Origin of the sequence: Aggregatibacter aphrophilus ATCC 33389, assembly GCF_900636915.1 — a bacterium.
GTDB lineage: Bacteria > Pseudomonadota > Gammaproteobacteria > Enterobacterales > Pasteurellaceae > Aggregatibacter > Aggregatibacter aphrophilus.
Genome location: NZ_LR134327.1, coordinates 424,258 through 445,289, shown reverse-complemented (window position 1 = coordinate 445,289; position 21,032 = coordinate 424,258). Strand labels below are relative to the sequence as shown.

Sequence of the window (21,032 nt, the reverse complement as noted above, 5' to 3'; positions counted from 1 at the left end):
TTAATTTCAAATTTTTGTAAATTTTTTTGAACTTTTTACTTTATACTATTGTCATATGTTACAAGCAACTTGCAGTTGTTTTAATAAAATTGGTTCCTTAGGTTATTCGCCTCTCCTCGTGGGAGGCATTTTTTTACCCATTTTACAGTGTTATAAAAAAACATTAACCCCTAAAAATAATAAAAAAACATACCGCACTATTTTGCCAAGGGTAATAAATACTAGGCAAGCCACCCAGTTCAAACGCAACCAACCTGCCACTGCACAAAACAAATCCCCCACGATGGGCAACCAACTAAAAAATAGCATCAGACTGCCATAGCGTTGTGTTTTCTCTAACACCCAAGTAATTTTGCGATGGTCTTGTATTTTTTGCATAGGAGGTAGCCAACGACCTAATAAATAGGTGGTCAGACTTCCTAAACTGTTCCCGAACACGGCAACCCACAATAAACTTTGAATATCGGCAGAAAAATAAGTAGAGCCTGCCCACAATAACGGGGTGGCGATGGTAAGAAAAATAATTTCGGAATTACCGGGTAATACGGTGGAACTTAGAAAAGCACTGGCAAACATAATCCATAAACGATGTTCACCTAATAAAGATTGCCACCAATCCCAGCTAAAAAGATCAAACATGCTCTTGCTGTGGCATATAGTTGCGCAGATAGCTCTCGCGATCCGCTGAGGTAATTTGACGAACTACCCGACAAGGTGATCCCATAGCAAGGCTATTGGCAGGAATGTCTTTTGTCACTAAGGAGCCGGAGGCAATGACGGCATTATTACCAATGGTTACACCACCTAAAATGACAACATTGCCCCCCACCCAGACATTATTGCCAATCGTAATCGGCTTGGCTTGTTCCCAGCCGGCAAGGCGTAAATCCGCATCGAGCGGATGACCGACGGTGTATAAGCTCACATTAGGGGCAAACATCACATCATCACCAATGGTCACAGGAGCATTGTCTAAAATGGTGCAGTGATAATTTGCGAAAAAGTTTTTCCCCACACGAATATTCGCCCCATAATCGCAACAAAATGGCGAATTAATATGGACGGTTTCGTCAGCTTAGCCAAACAATTCTAAAATCAACCGCACTTTTTCCGCGTTATTACTTGGACGGGTGGCGATATTGAAATCATAAAGCAACTCTTTAGCGCGCAGACGCATTGCTACTAACTCATCAGAATAAGCTTGATGAGCCAACCCCTGTAGCATTTTGTCTTTTTCGCTTAGCATGACGTATCTCTTAATAATTTATTTACCCGCACATCAAACACATCCATGCCGGCACGCAATCCTGCTTGAATACCTAAATCGCCATCTTCAAACACCAAACAACGTTGCGGTTTTACCTTAATCAATTCGGCGCAACGCAAAAAGGTATCCGGTGCCGGTTTATGATTCTGAATGTCTTCGGCGGTCACGATAGCGGAAAAATATTTCTCAAAATCAAATTTATCCAACAGGATTTCAGTCATGGCACGGTGGGAGCCTGTGCCGAGTGCAAGCGGTTTTTTCGCATAAAAAGAACGTACTACATTGGCTGCGGGTAATAAGGTGGCATGTTTCATGATCAATTCTTTGCCATATTCGCGTTTTAATTCAATCACATTATTTAATTGGTCTAACGGCATGGCATGGCGTTTCATCATTTCCAAAGCAATGGTTTTCACCGGCGCACCGCCCATCTCATATAATAAATTGCCGTTAAACGGATAACCGAAATGTTGCCCCACCATTTCCCATGCTTTCGCGTGGCTTGGCATAGTGTCAATGACCGTACCGTCCATATCAAAAATTAAACCGTCATATTGGTTGATAACATCATTATCTAACATATCGCCTTCCGAATTGTCTGACTTAAAAAATGAAGAGAACGTTATTTTGCTATAAATTTGTGATCAATGCACCGTTTAATTAATGTGAATTTGGTTATACTTAACTGATTTTCTTGACGGATAAAGCGAATGGATATTCAACAACGGCTTTGGGCATTTCAAATGCGCGAATTAATCGACGAGCATATCGTGGATACCGTGCTAAACGTCCGCCAACACCTGCAACGACACTGGCAGGTTGATGTGGAAACCGAGCAGGTAAAAATGATGTTGGTGCATATTGCTAGCGCATTAGGGCGGATTAAACGTGGTCATCGAGCTTCGCCGTTATATGCCGATTTTTTGGCTGAAATTCAAAGTGCGGTGATTTTTCCACAAGTTTTAATTATTCATCAATATGTGCTTGAGTTAATGCCACACAACATTCCGGAAGAAGAACAAACCTATTTTCTGGCAAATGTGTATGGGCTAGTGTTGGATCAACCGCACGTGTTAGAACGGCTTCGTTAAAAAATACACGAAAAAACGACCGCACTTTTGATTGTTTTAGAAAATGAGTTGGAAATTATAAAGAAGTAAAATGGCGCACCCGAAAGGATTCGAACCTTTGACCGCTCGGTTCGTAGCCGAGTACTCTATCCAGCTGAGCTACGGGTGCGTAGTTGGTGTTTAATTTGCTCAGACCATTTTAAACAATAGAGTCGATTTAAAATGGCGCACCCGAGAGGATTCGAACCTCTGACCGCTCGGTTCGTAGCCGAGTACTCTATCCAGCTGAGCTACGGGTGCGAGACAAATTAAACAAATGGCGGTGAGAGAGGGATTCGAACCCTCGATGGAGTTTTTGACCCCATACTCCCTTAGCAGGGGAGCGCCTTCAGCCTGCTCGGCCATCTCACCACAATCGGTTGTGGGCGGTATGATACGGGTTTATGACAATAAGTCAAATTATTTTTTCCAAAAAGTGTCTGAAATCAACTTGGTTGCCTGATTTCTGGACAACTTCCTACACAATGTTTTGCCCTTATTTTCCGCGTAAAATCGCCCGTAAATTGGCAATATGACTTTGCGTTTTCGCCTGTTGCTGTTCGGCAGTTAACGGCGGTTTATCCCGTTCCCACTGCAAATCGTTTTCCGGTAACTCCAGTAAAAATCGGCTTGGTTCCGGACGAATCAATTCGCCGAACTGGCGTCGTTCTTTGCACAAAGAAAACCATAGATTCTGCTGCGCACGAGTAATGCCCACGTACGCCAAACGGCGTTCTTCCTCCACGTTGTCTTCGTCAATGCTGGTTTGATGCGGCAAAATGCCTTCTTCCATGCCGATTAAAAACACATACGGAAATTCCAGCCCTTTGGAGGCATGGAGCGTCATTAATTGTACCTGATCGCTGTCATCTTCCTCTTCGCCCCGTTCCAGCATATCGCGCAACGTTAAGCGGGTGACGATTTGGTTCAGATTCATCGGCTCGTTAAATTCATCGCCTTTGAGCATATCAGCAACCCAATCAAACAACGTTGCCACGTTTTTGCTCTGCATTTCTGCGGCTTTGGAGCTGGTGGCGTATTCGTATAAATATTCTTCATAATGCAACGAAGCAAGCATGGAACGCACGGCGCGTTCAGGTTCGGAACGTTGTATTTCATCATTCAATTCAACAATCCAACGGGCGAATTTTTGCAACGCATCATAGGCTTTCGGTGTGACCCTCTGAATCAGCTCAAAATCAAAAATCGCTTCAAATAAGCTGACATGTTTTTCTTGTGCCAGTGAACCCAATTTTTCCAGTGTTGCCGTACCGATTTCCCGTTTTGGCGTGTTCACAATGCGCAAAAACGCCGCATCATCATCTTGATTCACCACCAAACGCAAATACGCCATCATATCCTTAATTTCCGCACGGGAGAAAAAGGATGTGCCGCCGGAGATTTTGTATGGAATGCGGTTTTGCATCAGAATTTTTTCCAGCAAGCGCGATTGGTGGTTACCGCGATACAAAATGGCATAATCACGATAATGGGTTTTAGCGATAAAACGGTGAGCAATCAGTTCGCCCACTACACGTTCCGCCTCATGTTCTTCGTTTTTCGCTTCAATAACTTGTAACTTTTCCCCTTCGCCTAAATTGGAAAAGAGTTTTTTGTCGAAAACATGATCATTGTTATCGATGAGGATATTGGCGCAATGCAAAATGCGTTGGCTGGAGCGGTAATTTTGTTCTAGTTTAATCACCCGTAACACCGGAAAATCATCGCGTAATCGCACCATATTCTGTGGTCGTGCGCCACGCCAAGAATAAATAGACTGATCGTCGTCACCCACTACGGTGAAACGCGCACGATCGCCCACTAACAACTTAATCAACTCATATTGGCTGGTATTGGTGTCTTGGTATTCATCTACCAACAGATAGCGAATTTTCTCCTGCCATTTTGACCGCACTTCGGCGTTCTGTTTGAACAGTAGGGTCGGCAACATAATCAAATCATCAAAATCCAAAGCATTGTAAGCGCGTAGCTGCTTGTTATAGCGGTCGTAACAATGAGCGAAGGTTTGTTCTTGATTATCACGTGCCAATGTCAACGCTTGTTGTGGACTACATAAGTCATTCTTCCAATTAGAAATGCGATTAATTAGCGTGCGTAGTAAATCTTTGTCTTCTTGCAATAGATCGGCGGTGAGCTCTTTTAACAACGCCATTTGATCATGTTCATCAAACAGCGTCATATTAGCTTTAAAACCTAAATGCTTGTATTCGCGTTTAATAATGTCAAAACCAAGGGTATGAAAGGTGGATACAATTAGCCCTTTGGAGGATTCCTTACCGATAGAATGCGCCACACGTTCTTTCATTTCGCGTGCGGCTTTATTGGTGAAGGTGACGGCGGCGATTTGCTTTGGTAAATAACCGCACTTGCCGATTAAATGGGCGATTTTATTGATGATCACGCGAGTTTTGCCGGAACCGGCTCCCGCCAAAACTAAACAAGGCCCGGAAACATATTCCACCGCCTGTTGTTGTTGAGGATTAAGTTTCATAATTAACAGTTATTCGCTTTGCGACCACGCATAAGGCAATAGCGCAGTATCTAACAGGAAGGACAACGGCAGATCCAAAATCGGCAAACCCCAGCGCTTCGCCATCTCAAAATCATATTTGGTGCCTGCATAAGGGCTATAAGGTTCTGTCGGATCCACGAGTTTTACCACTGTGCCACACGCGCTTGTAGTGAAAAGTTCGGTCGAAAAAAGCAGTGTTTTGAATATTGGAAATTTCATAAGTAGGTGGATTTTACACCAAATAAGCAGAAAGGTTTAGGAGAACCCAATACATAAAAATATTGCGCCACAGGTTACCCCATGGCGCAATATTTTTGAAATGAATTCAAATTAGAAACGATAAGTGGCGTTTGTACTAAAGGTGTTGCCTTTTAGTTTATAGCCATCAAATTTAGTGTGAGTTCTTAAATATTCCACGCCTAATTCAAAGTTTGGCGTTAAAGCGGCTTTCACACCGGCACCGAAACCGATACCGTTTTTAGTCTCGCTCGAAGTTGAGGAATAACCCGGCTCTCTATATTCGGCTTTGAACTTCGCAGTTTGTACACCAATTTTAGCATAAGGCAAAATATTTGGGGTTACACGATAACCTTGCAAATAGCTTACACCTAAACGGGTTCTTTCCTTAATTTTGAGGTGGGAATAACCGTAATGATCATCACGTAAAGTTGAGTTATTTAATTTCAATTTACCTTCAATGATACCAACGAAGTTATTACCGTAGTCGATGCCGTAATCAGCGATTAAATCAACATTGGAAATGCGTTTCGCATCTTTGTATTTTGTCGTACCCACGTCAACACCCACACCAAAACCGGTAAAATCAGACGCTACCGCAGAGGTAGACACAAGAACAGCTGCGCTAAGCGCTAAGAGAGTTAATTTTTTCATAAAAGTCCTCTGTTAGATTTAGTTAAAATCGCCTTGAGTATAGGCACTTTATTTATATGGATCAAGATCTTTCGTTTCTGTTATGGATCCCCCCCTTAAAGTGCGGTGGTTTTTCCCAGCAATTTTAACTGTTTATTCACTGACCATTTTTCATGCGCTGACCCCCAATTTTCGCTATAATGCGGCAACGTTTTATCAACATAATGAGATTATTATGGCCCAAATTGCTGCAAATCCCCTTGTCCTCGTGGACGGTTCTTCTTATTTATACCGCGCCTTTCACGCTTTCCCTCCACTCACCAATTCCAACGGTGAACCAACAGGCGCCATGTATGGTGTGCTGAATATGTTGAAAAGCTTGATTTCTCAAGTGCAGCCAAGCCACATTGCGGTGGTGTTTGATGCCAAAGGCAAAACTTTCCGCGATGAAATGTTTGAGCAATATAAATCTCACCGTCCGCCGATGCCGGACGATCTGCGTAAACAAATCCAGCCGTTGCATGACATGGTTCGTGCATTGGGGATTCCGCTGTTGGTAGTGGAAGGCGTCGAAGCGGACGATGTAATCGGCACGTTGGCCCGCCAGGCGTCGCAAAATGGGCAAAAAGTACTTATCAGCACCGGCGACAAGGACATGGCGCAGCTGGTGGATGACAACATTATGTTGATTAATACCATGAACAACAGCCTGCTGGATCGCGCTGGAGTGATTGAAAAATACGGCATTCCGCCGGAACTGATTATTGATTATCTGGCGTTGATGGGTGACAGTTCCGACAACATTCCCGGTGTCTCAGGCGTAGGTGAAAAAACAGCATTAGGACTTTTGCAGGGCATCGGCAGCATGGCACAAATTTATGCCAATCTGGATAAAGTCGCCGAACTGCCGATTCGTGGTGCGAAGAAACTCGGTGAAAAATTGCTTGCTGAAAAAGACATGGCAGATTTGTCCTACGCGTTGGCAACCATCAAAACCGACGTGGCATTGGCATTTTCCCCGCAAGAACTTGCGCTTGGTGACAGCAACAATGACGCCTTAATCGAATATTTCGGGCGGTATGAATTTAAACGCTGGCTAGGCGAAGTGATGAACGGCACCAATTCTGTAACGCAACCGACGCAATCGGTGAAAATTAACCATTATCAAGCGACGCCGACAGCCAAAACCGATGAAAGTGCGGTTGAAAATTCCATTAAATTTAAGATTGACCGCAGCCGCTATGAAAATATTCTGACTGAAACAGATTTAGCTCGTTGGGTGGAAAAATTAAGTGCCGAGAAACTTATTGCGGTGGACACGGAAACCGACGGGTTGGATTATATGTCTGCTAATTTGGTCGGCGTGTCTTTTGCGTTAGAAAATGGCGAAGCGGCGTATTTACCGTTGCATTTGGATTATTTCGGTGCGCCAAAAACGTTGGAAAAAAGCACCGCATTTGCCGCTCTCAAACCAATTTTAGAGAACCCGAATATCGGTAAAGTCGGGCAGAATCTCAAGTTTGATATGACTATTTTTGCCCGCAACGGCATTGCTTTACAAGGTATTGAATTTGACACCATGTTGCTTTCTTACACCCTGGACAGCACCGGTCGACACAACATGGACGACTTAGCGAAACGCTATCTCGGACACCAAACCATCGGCTTTGAAAATATCGCCGGCAAAGGGAAAAATCAGCTGACATTCAACCAAATCCCGCTAGAGCAAGCAGGCGAATATGCGGCGGAAGATGCTGACGTGACCATGAAATTGCAACAAGTGTTGTGGGAAAAACTTAAGTCGCAACCAAGTTTAGTGGAACTCTATCAATCCATCGAATTGCCGTTGCTAGGCGTGTTGTCGCGTATGGAGCGTTGTGGTGTGTTGATTGATTCTGATGCGCTGTTCTTACAATCTAACGAAATTACCGAAAGATTGACCGCACTTGAAATGCAGGCGCACGAACTGGCAGGACAACCGTTCAATTTGGCGTCCACGAAACAGTTGCAAGACATTCTGTTCGATAAACTCAGTTTGCCGGTGCTGCAAAAAACGCCGAAAGGCGCGCCGTCTACTAATGAAGACGTGTTGGAGGAATTGGCGTACAGCCACGAATTGCCGAAAGTGTTGGTGGAACATCGCGGTTTGAGCAAACTGAAATCCACTTACACCGACAAATTGCCGCAAATGGTGAACCCGCAAACCGGGCGCGTACACACCTCTTACCATCAAGCCGTAACTGCAACAGGGCGGCTTTCTTCCAGTGATCCGAATTTGCAGAATATTCCGATTCGTAACGAGGAAGGGCGCCGCATTCGCCAAGCCTTTATTGCGCGTGACGGCTATAAAATTATCGCCGCCGACTATTCCCAAATCGAGCTGCGCATTATGGCGCATTTGTCCAACGACGCAGGTTTGATTAACGCATTCGCACAAGGTAAAGACATTCACCGCTCTACAGCCGCTGAAATTTTCGGTTTACCGTTGGAACAGGTGACGAGTGAACAACGCCGCAACGCTAAAGCCATTAACTTCGGCCTGATTTATGGCATGTCCTCTTTCGGACTTTCCCGTCAGCTTGGGATTTCCCGCGCGGATGCGCAACGCTACATGGATTTGTATTTCCAACGTTACCCGGGCGTGCAAACCTTCATGCACGACATCCGTGAAAAAGCGAAAGCACAAGGCTATGTGGAAACGCTGTTCGGACGCCGTTTGTATTTGCCGGAAATCAATTCTTCCAACGCCATGCGTCGTAAAGGTGCGGAACGGGTGGCGATTAACGCGCCGATGCAAGGTACCGCCGCCGACATCATCAAACGCGCCATGATTAAGCTAGATGAAATTATGCGCGATGATCCGGATATTCACATGATCATGCAGGTGCATGACGAATTGGTGTTTGAAGTGCGGTCAGAAAAAATCGCGTTTTTCAGCGAGCTCATCAAACAATATATGGAGGCCGCTGCTGAGCTCGTGGTGCCGCTGATTGTGGATGTTGGCGTGGGCGAGAACTGGGACGAAGCTCACTAACGTTAAGGAGAGAGCATGGCACACAAAATTATTCGTAGCGCAGATTTTACCGCCACCCGAGCTTGGGGTGGTTTGGATATCACTGAAATGAATGGTATCAGTGTGCGGTTACATTGGACAGATGAACCTTACAAATGGCATATCAATGATGGTGAGGAAGTTTTTGCGGTGATGGATGGCGTCGTGGAAATGCACTACAAAGAGCGCGGCGAAGCCAAAAGTGTGTTGTTAGAGACCGGTGATATTTTCTACGCCGGCATCGGCACCGAACACGTTGCCCACCCACAGGGCGAAGCGCGGATTTTGGTGATTGAAAAGGCGGGGAGTGTTTAAATAAGAAAGATAAAAGTGCGGTCAAAAAACAGTTAAATTTTTGACCGCACTTTTCCCGCGGACCAGGCGTCATCGCTTTGATGTGTATGTGAAATACGACTAAGCCGTTTTATTCCACGAAATAATGAGGGATAAAGTGGCTGTCATTGCCGGTGACGGCGGTGAAATCTTCACGCAAGCCCATTCCGCATGCCACATCGCCTACCACCCAAGAACCGATGACCGGATACATCCCGTTAAAATTCGGTAACTCAAATTTCTGTTGATAAATATAACCGGCATTGGCGTAGAAATTAGAATGTTCACTGCCTTTAGCGGCAAATTCCAGTCCATTGCTTTTTTCGTAGTAAAACACGTTGGCACCTTCACGGCCTAATAACGGCTTTTTCACCCAAATGGATTTGCGATCCGTAATGTCGTGTCGATTGAAATACGTCGGCAATAAATACGGGTGGTTCGGGTGTTTTTGCCACAGTTTAGCAAGCAGGGCTTTGTTGCTGAGTAACAATTTCCATGCCGGCTCAAAAAATTGCGTTGCGCTGTTTAGCATGTGCGGTGCATATTCGGTGTTAGTCATCCATTCCAACGGATACAATTTGAACAACATTTCAATGGGTTGATTGTTGAGATCAACAAATTGGTGCGTGTCGTTATCGTAGCCGATGTCTTCAATGGATAATCGGTGAATATGCCAACCCGCGTTATACGCTACATCGGCGAGATAATCCAAGTTGCCCCAATCTTCCCGTCCGGCATCTGACATGCCGGCAAAATGGAAGCCGACTTTGTCGCTTTGCTGTTGCAGCACGGAAAAGCGGGTGATCAATTCTTCATGAATCCAGTTAAATTGGTCGCGATTTGGTAAACCTTCCACTTGTTCCAACCACTGCCATTGCACCACGGCAGCTTCCAGTAAAGAGGTTGGCGTATCAGCGTTATATTCAAACATTTTGAGATTATTGCCGTCATAGCCGAAGTCAAAACGGCCATATAAGTGCGGTGCGTTTTCACGCCAAGATTGTTCGATCAGATTTTTTTGTAAATCGGTAAAACGATAGTGCTCATAATCGCCTTGTTTCACTTCATCGGCGACGAAATCCATGCTCATGGCATGTAATTCGTTGGTAGCATCTTCGATTTTGTCGATTTCCGCTAACGTAAATTCGTAGGCAACATTGTCCGACCAATAATGTGAACCGTCGGAAGAAGGTAGATTGTAATAATCGAATCCCACCTCAAGTAGCTGTTGCACCATGTTGGGGCGGGTTGGAATACCGGTTATGCGTTTCATCGTTAACCACCACTTTTACTGGTGTTACTGCTACTAAACCCACCGCGTGAAACCGGTTTGCTGTTCGCACTGCCGGCTCCGCCTTTAACCAACACCGGCTTGCCGACGGAATGATTGCCTTGCGGTCGAATAATTTGTCCTGTTGGTGTTGAAACGGCTCGGTCATTCGGGTGGTAACTTGGGCCTAAAAAACTCCCAATGGTTTTAGCGATCATATAACCTGCCGCGGCACCTGCAATCGCGCTGCCCATAGAAGGGCCTTCATGACCACTTACTGTGGATGTTGATGTCGTATTATTGTCACTCGCAGCGGTGTTATTTGGGTCGTTTACTGCATTGCTGTGGCTACTTGCCAAGTGACTATTGCCGTATGCCATATTGTTACCTGTATTTGCAGTTTGAGATTGATCCGCTTCGCATAATTCCGGTCTAATCCAGTCGGCGATACAATCATCCAAACTGTTGTACACATCGCGCTGTACTTCATCTTCTGAGCAGCCACCTAACAGCGCTACCACAGACAATGTCACCAAGATTTGATTTTTCTTTTTCATTATAAACATCATGTCATTAGAAAGTTTTTTCGTATTCTCTTTTTATCATGTCCAAAAGAGGTTCCTGTCGTCTCAACGCATTGACTTTGAAAGGTGTCATGATAGCACAGAGTTGCTACATCGATGAGTGCTGCGTAGAATTAGAAACGCCGAAAATTCGGTTGGACTTATTCACGCCGTAGGATTAGTATTTGTAGTCTGACTTAACAAGATATTAACAATAGGATGTTTTATGAAACCTGAAACGATTGCGTTACACCAAGGATTCCATGCCGATCCCACCACCAATGCCGTGGCAGTACCGATTTATCAAACTACCAGTTACGTCTTTAACGACTCCCAGCACGGTGCAGATTTATTCAACTTAAAAGTACCGGGCAATATTTATACCCGTTTGATGAACCCGACGACCGATGTGTTAGAACAACGCATGGCGGCATTAGAAAAAGGGATTGGTGCCGTGGCGACCTCAAGTGGCATGGCGGCAATCAACTATGTGGTAGAAACCCTAACCGAAGCCGGTGATAACATTATTTCCTCCAATCGTATTTACGGCGGCACAGTCACTTATTTCACCCAAACCCTAAAACGCAAAGGCGTTGAGGTACGTTTTGTGGATCCGAGTAAACCGGAAGACATTGTGAAACTCGCCGACGCCAAAACCAAATTGGTGTTCTGTGAAAGCATCTGTAACCCGACCATTGATGTGGTAGATTTGCCGAAATTCGCTGAATTCGCTCATCAGGCGGGTGTGCCGTTGGTAGTGGATAACACCGTCGCCACTCCGATGATTTGTCGCCCGTTAGAGTTAGGCGCAGATATTGTCGTACATTCCCTCACCAAATACGTGGGCGGGCATGGCACCACCTTAGGCGGTATTATTGTAGATGCTGGAAGATTTGATTGGAAAGCCCAAGCAGAACGCTTTCCGATATTAACTCAACCGGATGAATCCTATCATGGCGTCGTGTATGCTGACGCGCTCGGTGCCGCGGCATTTATCGGTTGCGTACGGGTTGTCGGTTTGCGCAATACCGGTGCCGTCATTAGCCCAATGAGTGCTTTCATGTTATTACAAGGGTTAGAAACGCTCTCTGTGCGCTTGGAACGTCACTGTGAAAACGCCTTAAAAGTCGCTGAATATCTGCAAAATCACCCGCAAGTCACTTGGGTTAACTATCCCGCATTGCCACAAGATTTACGCAATCCATTGATTCAACGGGATTTTGGTGGTCGCGCATCCGGCTTATTAAGCTTTGGTATCAAAGGTGGTCGCGAAGCCGGTGCCCAATTTATTGATGCACTCAAAATGATCTTACGGTTAGTGAATATCGGCGATGCAAAATCCCTTGCTTGCCACCCGGCCACCACCACACATAGCCAATTAAGCGAAGAGGAATTAAACCGCGCCGGTGTCACCTCAGACTTAATTCGTATCAGCGTCGGCTTAGAACATATTGACGACATCCTAGCCGATATGGAACAGGCGTTTGCTGCAGTAAAAGCAAAATAAAAAATACAGAAAAAACTGACCGTACTCTGGGCGATAGCTTTAAAGTGCGGTCAGTTTTGAACGTGTTTTTAAAGAAGTACGACGAATCTTTTTGATTCGCCGTAAATATTATTCCATTTCAAAAACTTCGGTATGTTGCCGCTGAGGCAATACAAGGGATAAGCCGATACTAACCAATGCCGGTGTTAGCCAATAAAGTGAATAACTCGCAAAAGGCAAGTGGTGGATAAGATCTGTCAACCAGGTTAATTGGCATTGTTCAGCAATAACACTGGCGAGAGAAATCGCCGTGACCAAGGCAACGGTCAGCTGCATGCCGATTTTAGACAGTGCAACGAATTTGTTCACGATAATCAACAGAACAATCACGATAGTGACCGGATAAAGTACCAGCAACACAGGAATAGAATATTGGATGATTGCACCCAAGCCTAGATTTGCTATACCAAAACCAATCAAGGTAAACAGCGTGGCATAGGTTTTGTAACCCAACTGAGGGAAACGCTCACGGAAAAACTCGGAAACGGCAACAATTAAACCGGCCGTCGTGGTAAAACAGGTTATGGTCACCATCACGGCTAAGAAAATTTGCGCGTTAGCCCCGAAAATGGCTTGCGTCGCTTGAGAGAGAATATATACGCCTTTGTTTACGTCAGATGCCATGACTTCAGCGGGCACGGGAAAATGGTTACCCAAATATGCCAAACCGATATACAGCAAACTAAAGCCCAACGCTACCACAAGACTAACCAACCACACTGTGGAAACATATTCCCGTTTATTTCGAAAACCCAACTGCTTCAGGGTTTGTACCACTACCACACTAAATGCCACGGAAGCCAGCGCATCAAGGGTGTTATAACCTTCAATAAATCCTGTACCAAATGCCGATGTGACGTAGTCTCCAAGGGCAGAGGGCGGTGTGGTATCGCCGTATTGCAGGATACCTAGAGTGACCAAAACCACAATTAAAAGAGCGAAAATTGGGGTCAAAATTCGTCCGATACTGTCGAGAATTTTGGAGGGATTTAAGGCGATCAAGTAGGCGGCAATAAAATAAAGCACGGTGAAGACAACCAAACCAACCGAGCTAAACGATGTCGGCAGCATAGGCGCTGCGCCTACTTCATACGCTACCGTTGCGGTACGCGGAATCGCAAAGAACGGCCCGATGGAAAGGTAAAGTGCGACTAAATACAAGGTAGCAAACCAAGGCGCGATTTTTACCGATATTTCATGCACATAGCCTTTGGGGTTAAGTGCGCCGATCACCAAGGTGAGAATGGCAATACCCACGCCGGACAACACAAACCCGCTAATCGCTTGCCAAAAATTCTCTCCGGATAAGGCTCCTAGGCTTGGCGGAAAAATCAAATTTCCCGCGCCGAAAAACATTCCAAATAACAGTAAGCCTGTTAATGCTGCTTTTTTTATCATGATTTTTATTCTTTTATATGATTGAGTTGGTGCGAGTATAGCATTATGAATGAGACCATCAAAAAAGAGCAGTACAGCATAGCCGTATTGCTCTTTGAAATGTTAAATCAACTCACATTCCTTATTTCTTCTTCGGTCTTTCCCAGCCTTGGATGTGTTTTTGTGGCACGCGTGTAGTGACCAGTTCATCGTGTCTGACATCATCGCGGATGGTGGAACCTGCACCGATGGTGGCGCCGCTTTCGATGGTGACCGGTGCGACGAGTTGGCTGTCGGAACCGATAAATACGTTGTCGCCGATGATAGTTTTGAATTTATTGGCACCGTCGTAGTTGCAGGTAATCACGCCCGCGCCGATGTTACAATCTTTACCAATTTCTGCGTCACCTACATAGGTTAAGTGGTTCACTTTGGAGCCTTTACCGATTTGTGCTTTTTTGATTTCTACAAAGTTGCCCACATGCGTGTTTTCAGCCAGTTCTGTGCCCGGGCGTAAGCGGGAGAATGGGCCAATAGCGGCATTTGCACCCACGGAAGTATCTTCAAGCACGGAATATGGTTTGATTTCTACGTCATCACCGATGTCGCAGTTAGTGAGTACACAACCTGCGCCGATTTTCACCCGATTTCCTAACCGCACTTTGCCTTTTAAGATCACGTTCATGTCGATTTCTACGTCTTTGCCGTGGGTGAGTTCGCCACGCAATTTAAAGCTGTTCGGATCAAGCAACATTACGCCGGCAAGTAATAATTCACGCGCTTGTTTTTGTTGGAAATATTGCTCAAGTGCAACCAGTTGTAGACGATTGTTGGCGCCTTCCACTTCCATTAAGTCGGCGGCTTGTACGGCGGCCACTTGGCAACCGTCACGATTTGCCAAAGCGATAACATCGGTCATGTAATATTCGCCTTGGGCGTTGTTGTTATCCAACTGTGTCAGCCATTTTTTGAAAGAAGCACCATCAGACACCATCACGCCGGTGTTCACTTCTTGAATTTTGAGTTGTTCGGCATTTGCATCTTTTTGTTCTACGATGCCGACGACATTGCCGTTTTCGCGCAGAATGCGACCGTAACCTGTCGGGTTATCCAACACCACGGTGAGTAGCGCAATGCCTTTGTCAGGTTTAGCGGCAATGAGTTTTTCCAAGGTTGCCTTGGTAATGAGAGGGGCATCACCATAAAGCATTAAAATATTTTCATCATCGGCAAAAAACGGCGCCGCTTGTTGCATAGCATGGCCGGTGCCAAGTTGTTCCGTTTGCAGAACCCAGTTGACAGGCTCATTTGCTAATCGTTGTTGCATTAAATCGCCGCCGTGGCCATAGACCAAATGAATGTTGTGAGCACCCAATTGTTTGGCGGTGTCGATAACATGTTTTACCATCGGTTTGCCCGCAATCGGGTGTAACACTTTCGGTAAATCGGAATACATACGGGTGCCTTTTCCGGCGGCGAGGATAACTACGCTGAGAGCTTGAGTTGTCATAAATTTTCTCTTTTGTTCGCTAAAAATTACGCGCTAGTATATCATTCTTGCAATTTTGAGTTAAGTTAAGGATAAGTGCAAAATGCAACAGGAATATTATCTTGGCATCATGTCCGGCACCAGTTTGGACGGTGTGGACATAGCTCTGATGGCATTCGCTGAACAATCGCAATTTATCGTCGGTCAATTTACGCCGATGCCAACGGATTTACGACAAGATTTATTGCAATTAGTTTCTGAGGGCAGCACCACATTGCAACAATTAGGTGAGTTGGATCAACGTTTGGCATTATTGTATGCCGACAGCGTGAATCGCTTCCTCGCCGAACACCACCTTCAATCGCATCGCATCCGCGCTATCGGCTGCCACGGACAAACCGTGTGGCACGCGCCGTCGGGCGATTTTCCGTTCACCATGCAGTTAGGTGATATGAACCTGCTTGCCGCACGCACCGACATTGACGTAGTAGGGGATTTTCGGCGTAAAGATATGGCGTTTGGCGGGCAAGGGGCGCCGTTGGTGCCCGCCTTCCACCAAGCGTTATTTTATGACGAACAGTGGGCGACGGTGGTGTTGAATATCGGAGGTATTAGTAATATTTCCGTGCTGTTGCCGAATCAGCCAATCATCGGCTACGACACCGGCCCGGGCAATGCGCTGATGGATGGTTGGATAGCCCGCCATCTTGGTCATACTTTTGATGCCGACGGGCAATGGGCGCGCGGGGGCAAAGTGCAGTCGGATTTATTAACAAAAATGTTGGATGAACCTTATTTCCAACTGCCGCCGCCGAAAAGCACCGGGCGCGAGTTATTCAATTTGGCGTGGCTTGAAAAAACGCTCGCCAAAACCACCGCACTTGAAGGCGACATCCCGCCGCAAGATGTGCAAACCACCTTACTTGAATTTACCGCACAAAGCATTGCTCTTGCCTTACGCCAAATAGCAACACCGTTGCCACCTCGTTTGTTGGTTTGTGGCGGTGGGGCGAAAAATGGGGCGTTGATGGCTCGTCTGCAAGCCTTGTTGCCAAACTGGCAGTTGCACAAAACCGATGATGTCGGATTGGATATTGATTATGTAGAAGCGGCCGCGTTTGCCTGGCTTGCTTATCAACGCATTCATAACCTACCTTCCAACCTACCAAGCGTGACCGGCGCCAAAAGTGCGGTCAGTTTGGGCGCTATTTTTCAGGCGGAGAAACACGTATGAGCGAACACAATTTATTAAATAGCCTTGAAAAGATGCTAAGCGAACAACGCAACCCAAATACCCTGCACATTGATTCTTTGCCGTCGCTGGATATCGTGACCTTATTAAATAACGAAGACAAATTGGTGGCGTTGGCGGTGGAAAAAAATCTGCCGCAAATCGCGCAGGCGGTAGAACGCATTGTGGCGGCATTTCAGGCGGGCGGCCGTTTGGTGTATATGGGTGCCGGTACCAGCGGGCGCCTTGGCGTGTTGGATGCTTCTGAATGCCCGCCGACGTTTGGTGTACCATCAAGCATGGTAGTGGGATTAATTGCCGGTGGCGAAACTGCATTGCGCAACGCCGTAGAGGGGGCGGAAGACAATTTGGCGGCGGGCGAACAGGATTTACGCCATATTAATTTTAGTCGCAAGGATGTGCTGGTGGGTATCGCTGCCAGTGGTCGTACGCCTTATGTCATCGGTGGCTTAAACTATGCCAAACAACTTGGCGCCACCACGGTTTCTTTAGTCAGTAACCCGAACGCCGTCATGAGCGACATTGCCGACATCGCCATCACCATCGCTGTTGGCCCTGAGGCGTTGACGGGCTCCAGTCGCTTAAAATCCGGCACGGCACAAAAAATGGTACTGAATATGCTTACTACCGCCGCCATGATCCGTCTCGGTAAATGCTACCAAAACCTCATGGTGGATGTACAAGCTACCAACCAAAAACTTAAAGCCCGCGCCATTCATATCGTCATGCAAGCCACCGACTGCGACCAGACCACCGCCGAACAAACCTTACACACCACCAAAGGCAACGCCAAATTGGCCATCATGATGTTGTTGAGCGGATTAGATAAAACACAGGCAGAAACCGCTTTAGCGCAGAATCAGGGGAGATTGCAATCGGCGCTAGCTAGCTAAGAAACGAGCATTAATAACGAAAGTGCGGTGAAAATTTACGATGAATTTTCACCGCACTTTTGCTTAGAAGGTTGCCGTCAAACCCAACTTCACGGTTCGGCCGGGGCCCGGCATGGAGGAGCGGGGCATGGGGGTAAAGAGGGAATTTATATAAAAATTAAACTACCCATGCTTCACATACACATCAAAGCGATGGTTTTTGGTTTCGCGGGAAAAGTGCGGTGCTTTTTGCGCGAGAAAATCAGCGTAGTCGGGGCGCTTAACTACGACGCGCTGACGGGCGAGTTGGAGTGCGGGAGCAAGCATTCTTGGTACTGACTAAATGCTGAAACTTTGATAATGAGCGTCTCCTGACGCGTGTCCAGAAATACAAAAAGAGCGCTTGATCTCCCAGGTGTTTTATAAATAGGGTGTTTCCTATATCTTATTATGGCATGTTGTTATATATATTCTTTTTACATTGCTTGTCTCATCAATTATTTTATTGTACGGCACTTCTATGTTGCCTTTTATAAATTTAAATTCTGTATATCCTTTCTCATTAGGATTATATTTGAAATAAAATAGAAATGATTTTTTATCCCCAGAGGATATGGTTAATTTGTTATTTATATATCCTTGTTCTGAACTTTTTAAATTTGGGGTATAAGTATGGTATTCAATATCATATGGACATTGATTATGAAGAAAATACCCTGTGGTAGGTAGCGGTTCAATGGGTAAACATGATATTAAAAATGGACAAATATTAAATAGTACAAATTTTCTCATTTTAAACTTCCTATTTTTATTAATCTCTCTTGATGGTGGCGCCTACTGACGCATGTCCAAACATATAAAAAGAGCGGTCAATTTTTCGATTGTTTTATAAAAAATATTGCGCTATTTAATTTTTTGTTGGGCGAATTAATCGGTTTTATCTAATTTTCATCACTTGTGGATTGGATATTCTCTGGGCAGGCTATCATATTTATAAATATGCTTATTTGGATTCTCAATATGAAATTTATGATCTTTATTCTTCGCTTGATAAGAGACATTAATTAATGAGTCTTGAATATTGCTGGGTTGCGCATGTGTAATAAATTGTTTGTGCTCCTTTTTATCTAGCGAAAAATTTTCAGGAACAGCCATTGGGTCATGAATTTCAATTTTATAAGGACATAAATTTTCATAAATTACATTTGTATTGACACGTTCAAAAGGAACACAAGCTACTAGCAAAAATGCACTAATATATGTATATCTATTATTTTTCATTTTTTCCCTCCAAATTTTACAAAGGAGAGCCATATTAAACTCTTAAGATCATAATCTATTGCTCTAAATAGGCTAGGAGCAATACGATAGTTATAATATTTCATCAAATCTACATGGCCTTTTTGAGGGTTAGATTCATGTCCCTTTTCACCTTTTTCCGGGGTATCATAACCACTTAATACACCTTTGCAACTTCCTTTGTGTACCCAAGAGTAATTATTTAATCCTGTGCTTTTATATGCATAGCTAGCCAATATAGGATGTCCTGATTCATGTGCTGCTGTCAGCATAAAGTCATCATAGGCATCACTTTTAGAACTATAATGCTCATAGTATCCCTGAAGATACCAAACTCTTGTCACATCAGAAAACAAATTTCCTAGTCTCCTTGATGGCGTGCGTCTCCTGACGCGTGTCGAGAAATACAAAAAGAGCGGTCGATTTTTCAGCTGTTTTATGAAAAATCTCTCGCTCTTTAAATATTTAAACTTCCTAATTAGTTAGCTTTTATCCAGTTGCCATCACCTGTAGGTTTAGCATTCTCAACGCAGGCAACTAAGTTGTAGCGCGCTTCTAAATAACGATCAATATGAAATCTCTTTTTTATACTATTTTCTATAAAATAACGCTTTTTAAAAGTGGTGTTCATCTCATTAGTGTTATCGCTATATACAAAGAAACGGTTTTCGTGCTGATTTCTTTCTAAAGATATATCATCAAGAGTGTTATCATCGGAGCTAATACTTATTGTATTAGGGCAAAAATTGTAATATGTAACTCCTCCTTTTGATGGCTCAAAAGGCAAGCACGAAGCAATTAGAAGTAATGAATATATAAAAATAATACGTTGAAGCATTTTATCCTCCAAGTTTCAATTTAGAAAGCCATACTACGCTCTTTACGTCATATTCAACAGATTTAATATTTTTATAATCAAAATCATATTCGGGATAGTATTTCATTAAATCGCCCTTTATTCTTTCATATCCTTTTTCTCCATATTCTGCTGTTTTATGTCCCCCGAATAAGCTAAATCCTTTAGCACTTCCTTTGTGAACCCAAGAATAATTATTTATTCCTGTGCTTTTATAAGCGTAACTCGCCAAAACAGGATGGCCTATCTCGTGAGCGGCTGTCATGCTGAAGTCATTTTCTATTATATCAAGACCATAACCAAGTCTTCTCCAATATCCGTAAAGGTACCACACTCTTGTTGAGTCAATTACCCCCCCTTTCCCTCTTCCAGCACTATTAACAATACTTCCAATAATGCCGCAAACACAAGAACCATTTACTGAACGAGGAGCAGATTTTCCCATTTCCACTTGCAACGTCAACGAAGGTGCTGCTTTTTTCGTGGCCAATACAGGATTAACCGTCACAACATAACTGCCTTTAGTCGTATGAATCTGTCCGCCCCAGTGTTTTTTGATTCCCTCAATCGCTAATCTTTTTAACTCTTCAAAAGACGGCGTATCCGCATTGGCTTTTCCCGACACACCGCCATCATCAAACGCCACCCGCCATTCCACATTAACGGTTTTTGCATTACGGTTAACCTGCACATCCAACCAATCCACCGGCTCGGCACATTCTTTAAAGGGTTGGGCAAGAAGTTGTACGGCGTCATCTTTAAACGCAGAACCAATTATACCCACCGCACGAATATAAGTGGTTTCATCTTTCAACAGCTTCGTATCCAGCACGTTATCAATATAACCGTCCCATTCCCAAAGGTAAGTGCCAACCTCTACTTTACCTTTCCCTTCTTTCAGTTTTTTCGCGTCGCTTTTCGCCAACTGGAAACGTTTTAAAATTTGACCGCTCTTTATGGTGTCAGGGGCGATTCGGATAATCTCAACATAAAGACTTTCCACATCGCGCTGTTGTACCGTGATTTCGACATTAATCTTTTCCTCACCTTTTTCACCGGGGACGGGAACATAAGGATTAAGATTTTTACTGTCGTTATACCACGCCTCCCAAGCCTCAATATTAAAGGCTTCGAGCTCAAGTGGCGTCAACGTACTCGGTAATACCCGAATCTTAACCGAAAACGGGCATTCATCGCTACAACGGGTAGGCCTTCCAGTTTGTCACCCATTTGTTCGGGGGTGGCATGCATCCCTATTTTGGTTTCTTCCGACACTTTATACATATAATGGGTTCTCCTTAGTTACTGCGAGCATTTTATTTGCCCGCTTTTGAAGCATTTGCA

20 protein-coding genes, 3 tRNA genes and 2 pseudogenes are annotated in these 21,032 nt (G+C 44.7%); 6 read left to right on the top strand and 19 right to left on the bottom strand.

All coding sequences use genetic code 11. The features are described 5' to 3' along the window. Positions 1 to 150: 150 nt before the first annotated feature. The 3 genes and pseudogenes from EL144_RS02365 to EL144_RS02355 all read right to left on the bottom strand — a co-directional run bounded on the left by EL144_RS02365 (position 151) and on the right by EL144_RS02355 (position 1,848). Positions 151 to 639 (bottom strand): YqaA family protein, encoded by a 489-nt coding sequence (locus tag EL144_RS02365; protein WP_005703483.1) that lies wholly within the window; start codon positions 637 to 639, stop codon positions 151 to 153. Continuing rightward, positions 632 to 1,246 (bottom strand): annotated as a pseudogene (locus EL144_RS02360) (sugar O-acetyltransferase). Before EL144_RS02360 ends, EL144_RS02365 begins: the two are co-directional and overlap by 8 nt. Continuing rightward, on the bottom strand, positions 1,240 to 1,848 hold the full coding sequence (locus tag EL144_RS02355) for a beta-phosphoglucomutase family hydrolase (RefSeq protein ID WP_005703486.1): 609 nt from the start codon (positions 1,846 to 1,848) through the stop codon (positions 1,240 to 1,242). Before EL144_RS02355 ends, EL144_RS02360 begins: the two are co-directional and overlap by 7 nt. 129 nt (positions 1,849 to 1,977) lie before the next feature. Between EL144_RS02355 and EL144_RS02350 the strand changes: the two genes are divergently transcribed. Beyond that, positions 1,978 to 2,358: a PRD domain-containing protein gene (locus EL144_RS02350; RefSeq protein WP_005703487.1), complete on the top strand. Its 381-nt coding sequence runs from the start codon at positions 1,978 to 1,980 to the stop codon at positions 2,356 to 2,358. 71 nt (positions 2,359 to 2,429) lie between these two features. Here the strand turns inward: EL144_RS02350 and EL144_RS02345 are convergent. The 6 genes from EL144_RS02345 to EL144_RS02320 all read right to left on the bottom strand — a co-directional run bounded on the left by EL144_RS02345 (position 2,430) and on the right by EL144_RS02320 (position 5,800). Continuing rightward, positions 2,430 to 2,506 (bottom strand) — tRNA-Arg (locus tag EL144_RS02345). 54 nt (positions 2,507 to 2,560) lie between these two features. Next, positions 2,561 to 2,637: transfer RNA gene (locus EL144_RS02340), tRNA-Arg, on the bottom strand. A 17-nt stretch (positions 2,638 to 2,654) separates the two neighbouring features. Next, a tRNA-Ser gene (locus EL144_RS02335) sits at positions 2,655 to 2,748 on the bottom strand. 124 nt (positions 2,749 to 2,872) lie between these two features. After that, a complete protein-coding gene (gene rep / locus EL144_RS02330; protein ID WP_050332727.1) occupies positions 2,873 to 4,888 on the bottom strand; it encodes a DNA helicase Rep in 2,016 nt (671 codons plus the stop codon). 9 nt (positions 4,889 to 4,897) lie between these two features. Then, positions 4,898 to 5,128 carry a YceK/YidQ family lipoprotein gene (locus EL144_RS02325; RefSeq protein WP_032995010.1) on the bottom strand — a complete coding sequence of 77 codons (231 nt, stop codon included), beginning with the start codon at positions 5,126 to 5,128 and terminating at the stop codon, positions 4,898 to 4,900. A gap of 111 nt (positions 5,129 to 5,239) precedes the next feature. Continuing rightward, a complete protein-coding gene (locus EL144_RS02320; RefSeq protein ID WP_005703492.1) occupies positions 5,240 to 5,800 on the bottom strand; it encodes a porin family protein in 561 nt (186 codons plus the stop codon). A 214-nt stretch (positions 5,801 to 6,014) separates the two neighbouring features. On the opposite strand from EL144_RS02320, the gene polA reads away from it, so the two are divergent. Continuing rightward, entirely contained in the window at positions 6,015 to 8,813 is a 2,799-nt protein-coding gene (gene polA / locus EL144_RS02315) for a DNA polymerase I (RefSeq protein WP_050332731.1), read from the top strand. A gap of 15 nt (positions 8,814 to 8,828) precedes the next feature. Next, the gene (locus EL144_RS02310; protein WP_005703495.1) at positions 8,829 to 9,146 is read left to right on the top strand and encodes a cupin domain-containing protein; all 318 of its coding nucleotides are present in this window, start codon (positions 8,829 to 8,831) and stop codon (positions 9,144 to 9,146) included. 109 nt (positions 9,147 to 9,255) lie between these two features. Here the strand turns inward: EL144_RS02310 and EL144_RS02305 are convergent, their stop codons facing one another. Together EL144_RS02305 and EL144_RS02300 are read right to left on the bottom strand one after the other, a co-directional pair. Next, positions 9,256 to 10,437, bottom strand: coding sequence for a glutathionylspermidine synthase family protein (locus EL144_RS02305; RefSeq protein WP_005703496.1), 1,182 nt, complete (start codon positions 10,435 to 10,437; stop codon positions 9,256 to 9,258). A 2-nt stretch (positions 10,438 to 10,439) separates the two neighbouring features. Then, the gene (locus EL144_RS02300) at positions 10,440 to 10,991 is read right to left on the bottom strand and encodes a hypothetical protein (protein WP_005703497.1); all 552 of its coding nucleotides are present in this window, start codon (positions 10,989 to 10,991) and stop codon (positions 10,440 to 10,442) included. A 232-nt stretch (positions 10,992 to 11,223) separates the two neighbouring features. On the opposite strand from EL144_RS02300, the gene EL144_RS02295 reads away from it, so the two are divergent. Then, positions 11,224 to 12,504, top strand: a complete 1,281-nt coding sequence (locus EL144_RS02295) for an O-acetylhomoserine aminocarboxypropyltransferase/cysteine synthase family protein (RefSeq protein ID WP_005703498.1) — start codon at positions 11,224 to 11,226, stop codon at positions 12,502 to 12,504. Between the two features lie 108 nt (positions 12,505 to 12,612). Here the strand turns inward: EL144_RS02295 and brnQ are convergent, their stop codons facing one another. Together brnQ and glmU are read right to left on the bottom strand one after the other, a co-directional pair. After that, entirely contained in the window at positions 12,613 to 13,941 is a 1,329-nt protein-coding gene (gene brnQ, locus EL144_RS02290; RefSeq protein ID WP_005703499.1) for a branched-chain amino acid transport system II carrier protein, read from the bottom strand. Between the two features lie 121 nt (positions 13,942 to 14,062). After that, positions 14,063 to 15,430, bottom strand: a complete 1,368-nt coding sequence (gene glmU, locus EL144_RS02285; protein ID WP_005703501.1) for a bifunctional UDP-N-acetylglucosamine diphosphorylase/glucosamine-1-phosphate N-acetyltransferase GlmU — start codon at positions 15,428 to 15,430, stop codon at positions 14,063 to 14,065. A gap of 82 nt (positions 15,431 to 15,512) precedes the next feature. Here glmU and EL144_RS02280 point away from each other — a divergent pair, with 82 nt between their 5' ends. Together EL144_RS02280 and murQ are read left to right on the top strand one after the other, a co-directional pair. Next, the gene (locus tag EL144_RS02280) at positions 15,513 to 16,643 is read left to right on the top strand and encodes an anhydro-N-acetylmuramic acid kinase (RefSeq protein WP_005703502.1); all 1,131 of its coding nucleotides are present in this window, start codon (positions 15,513 to 15,515) and stop codon (positions 16,641 to 16,643) included. Next, complete coding sequence (murQ, locus tag EL144_RS02275) at positions 16,640 to 17,554, top strand: N-acetylmuramic acid 6-phosphate etherase (RefSeq protein ID WP_005703503.1); 915 nt, start codon at positions 16,640 to 16,642, stop codon at positions 17,552 to 17,554. Before EL144_RS02280 ends, murQ begins: the two co-directional genes overlap by 4 nt. 162 nt (positions 17,555 to 17,716) lie before the next feature. On the opposite strand, the pseudogene EL144_RS02270 reads toward murQ, so the two are convergent. The 6 genes and pseudogenes from EL144_RS02270 to EL144_RS11480 form a co-directional block, all read right to left on the bottom strand. Continuing rightward, a pseudogene (locus EL144_RS02270) lies at positions 17,717 to 17,860 on the bottom strand (class I SAM-dependent methyltransferase); the annotation flags it as partial. 624 nt (positions 17,861 to 18,484) lie between these two features. After that, positions 18,485 to 18,814 (bottom strand): hypothetical protein, encoded by a 330-nt coding sequence (locus EL144_RS11485; RefSeq protein WP_232010644.1) that lies wholly within the window; start codon positions 18,812 to 18,814, stop codon positions 18,485 to 18,487. Continuing rightward, on the bottom strand, positions 18,811 to 19,188 hold the full coding sequence (locus EL144_RS02260; protein WP_232010643.1) for a hypothetical protein: 378 nt from the start codon (positions 19,186 to 19,188) through the stop codon (positions 18,811 to 18,813). Before EL144_RS02260 ends, EL144_RS11485 begins: the two co-directional genes overlap by 4 nt. 122 nt (positions 19,189 to 19,310) lie before the next feature. Next, on the bottom strand, positions 19,311 to 19,670 hold the full coding sequence (locus tag EL144_RS02255; protein WP_005701970.1) for a hypothetical protein: 360 nt from the start codon (positions 19,668 to 19,670) through the stop codon (positions 19,311 to 19,313). Between the two features lies 1 nt (position 19,671). Beyond that, entirely contained in the window at positions 19,672 to 20,838 is a 1,167-nt protein-coding gene (locus tag EL144_RS02250) for a hypothetical protein (protein ID WP_232010642.1), read from the bottom strand. Then, the gene (locus EL144_RS11480) at positions 20,835 to 20,972 is read right to left on the bottom strand and encodes a hypothetical protein (protein WP_232010641.1); all 138 of its coding nucleotides are present in this window, start codon (positions 20,970 to 20,972) and stop codon (positions 20,835 to 20,837) included. Before EL144_RS11480 ends, EL144_RS02250 begins: the two co-directional genes overlap by 4 nt. Positions 20,973 to 21,032 lie beyond the last annotated feature (60 nt).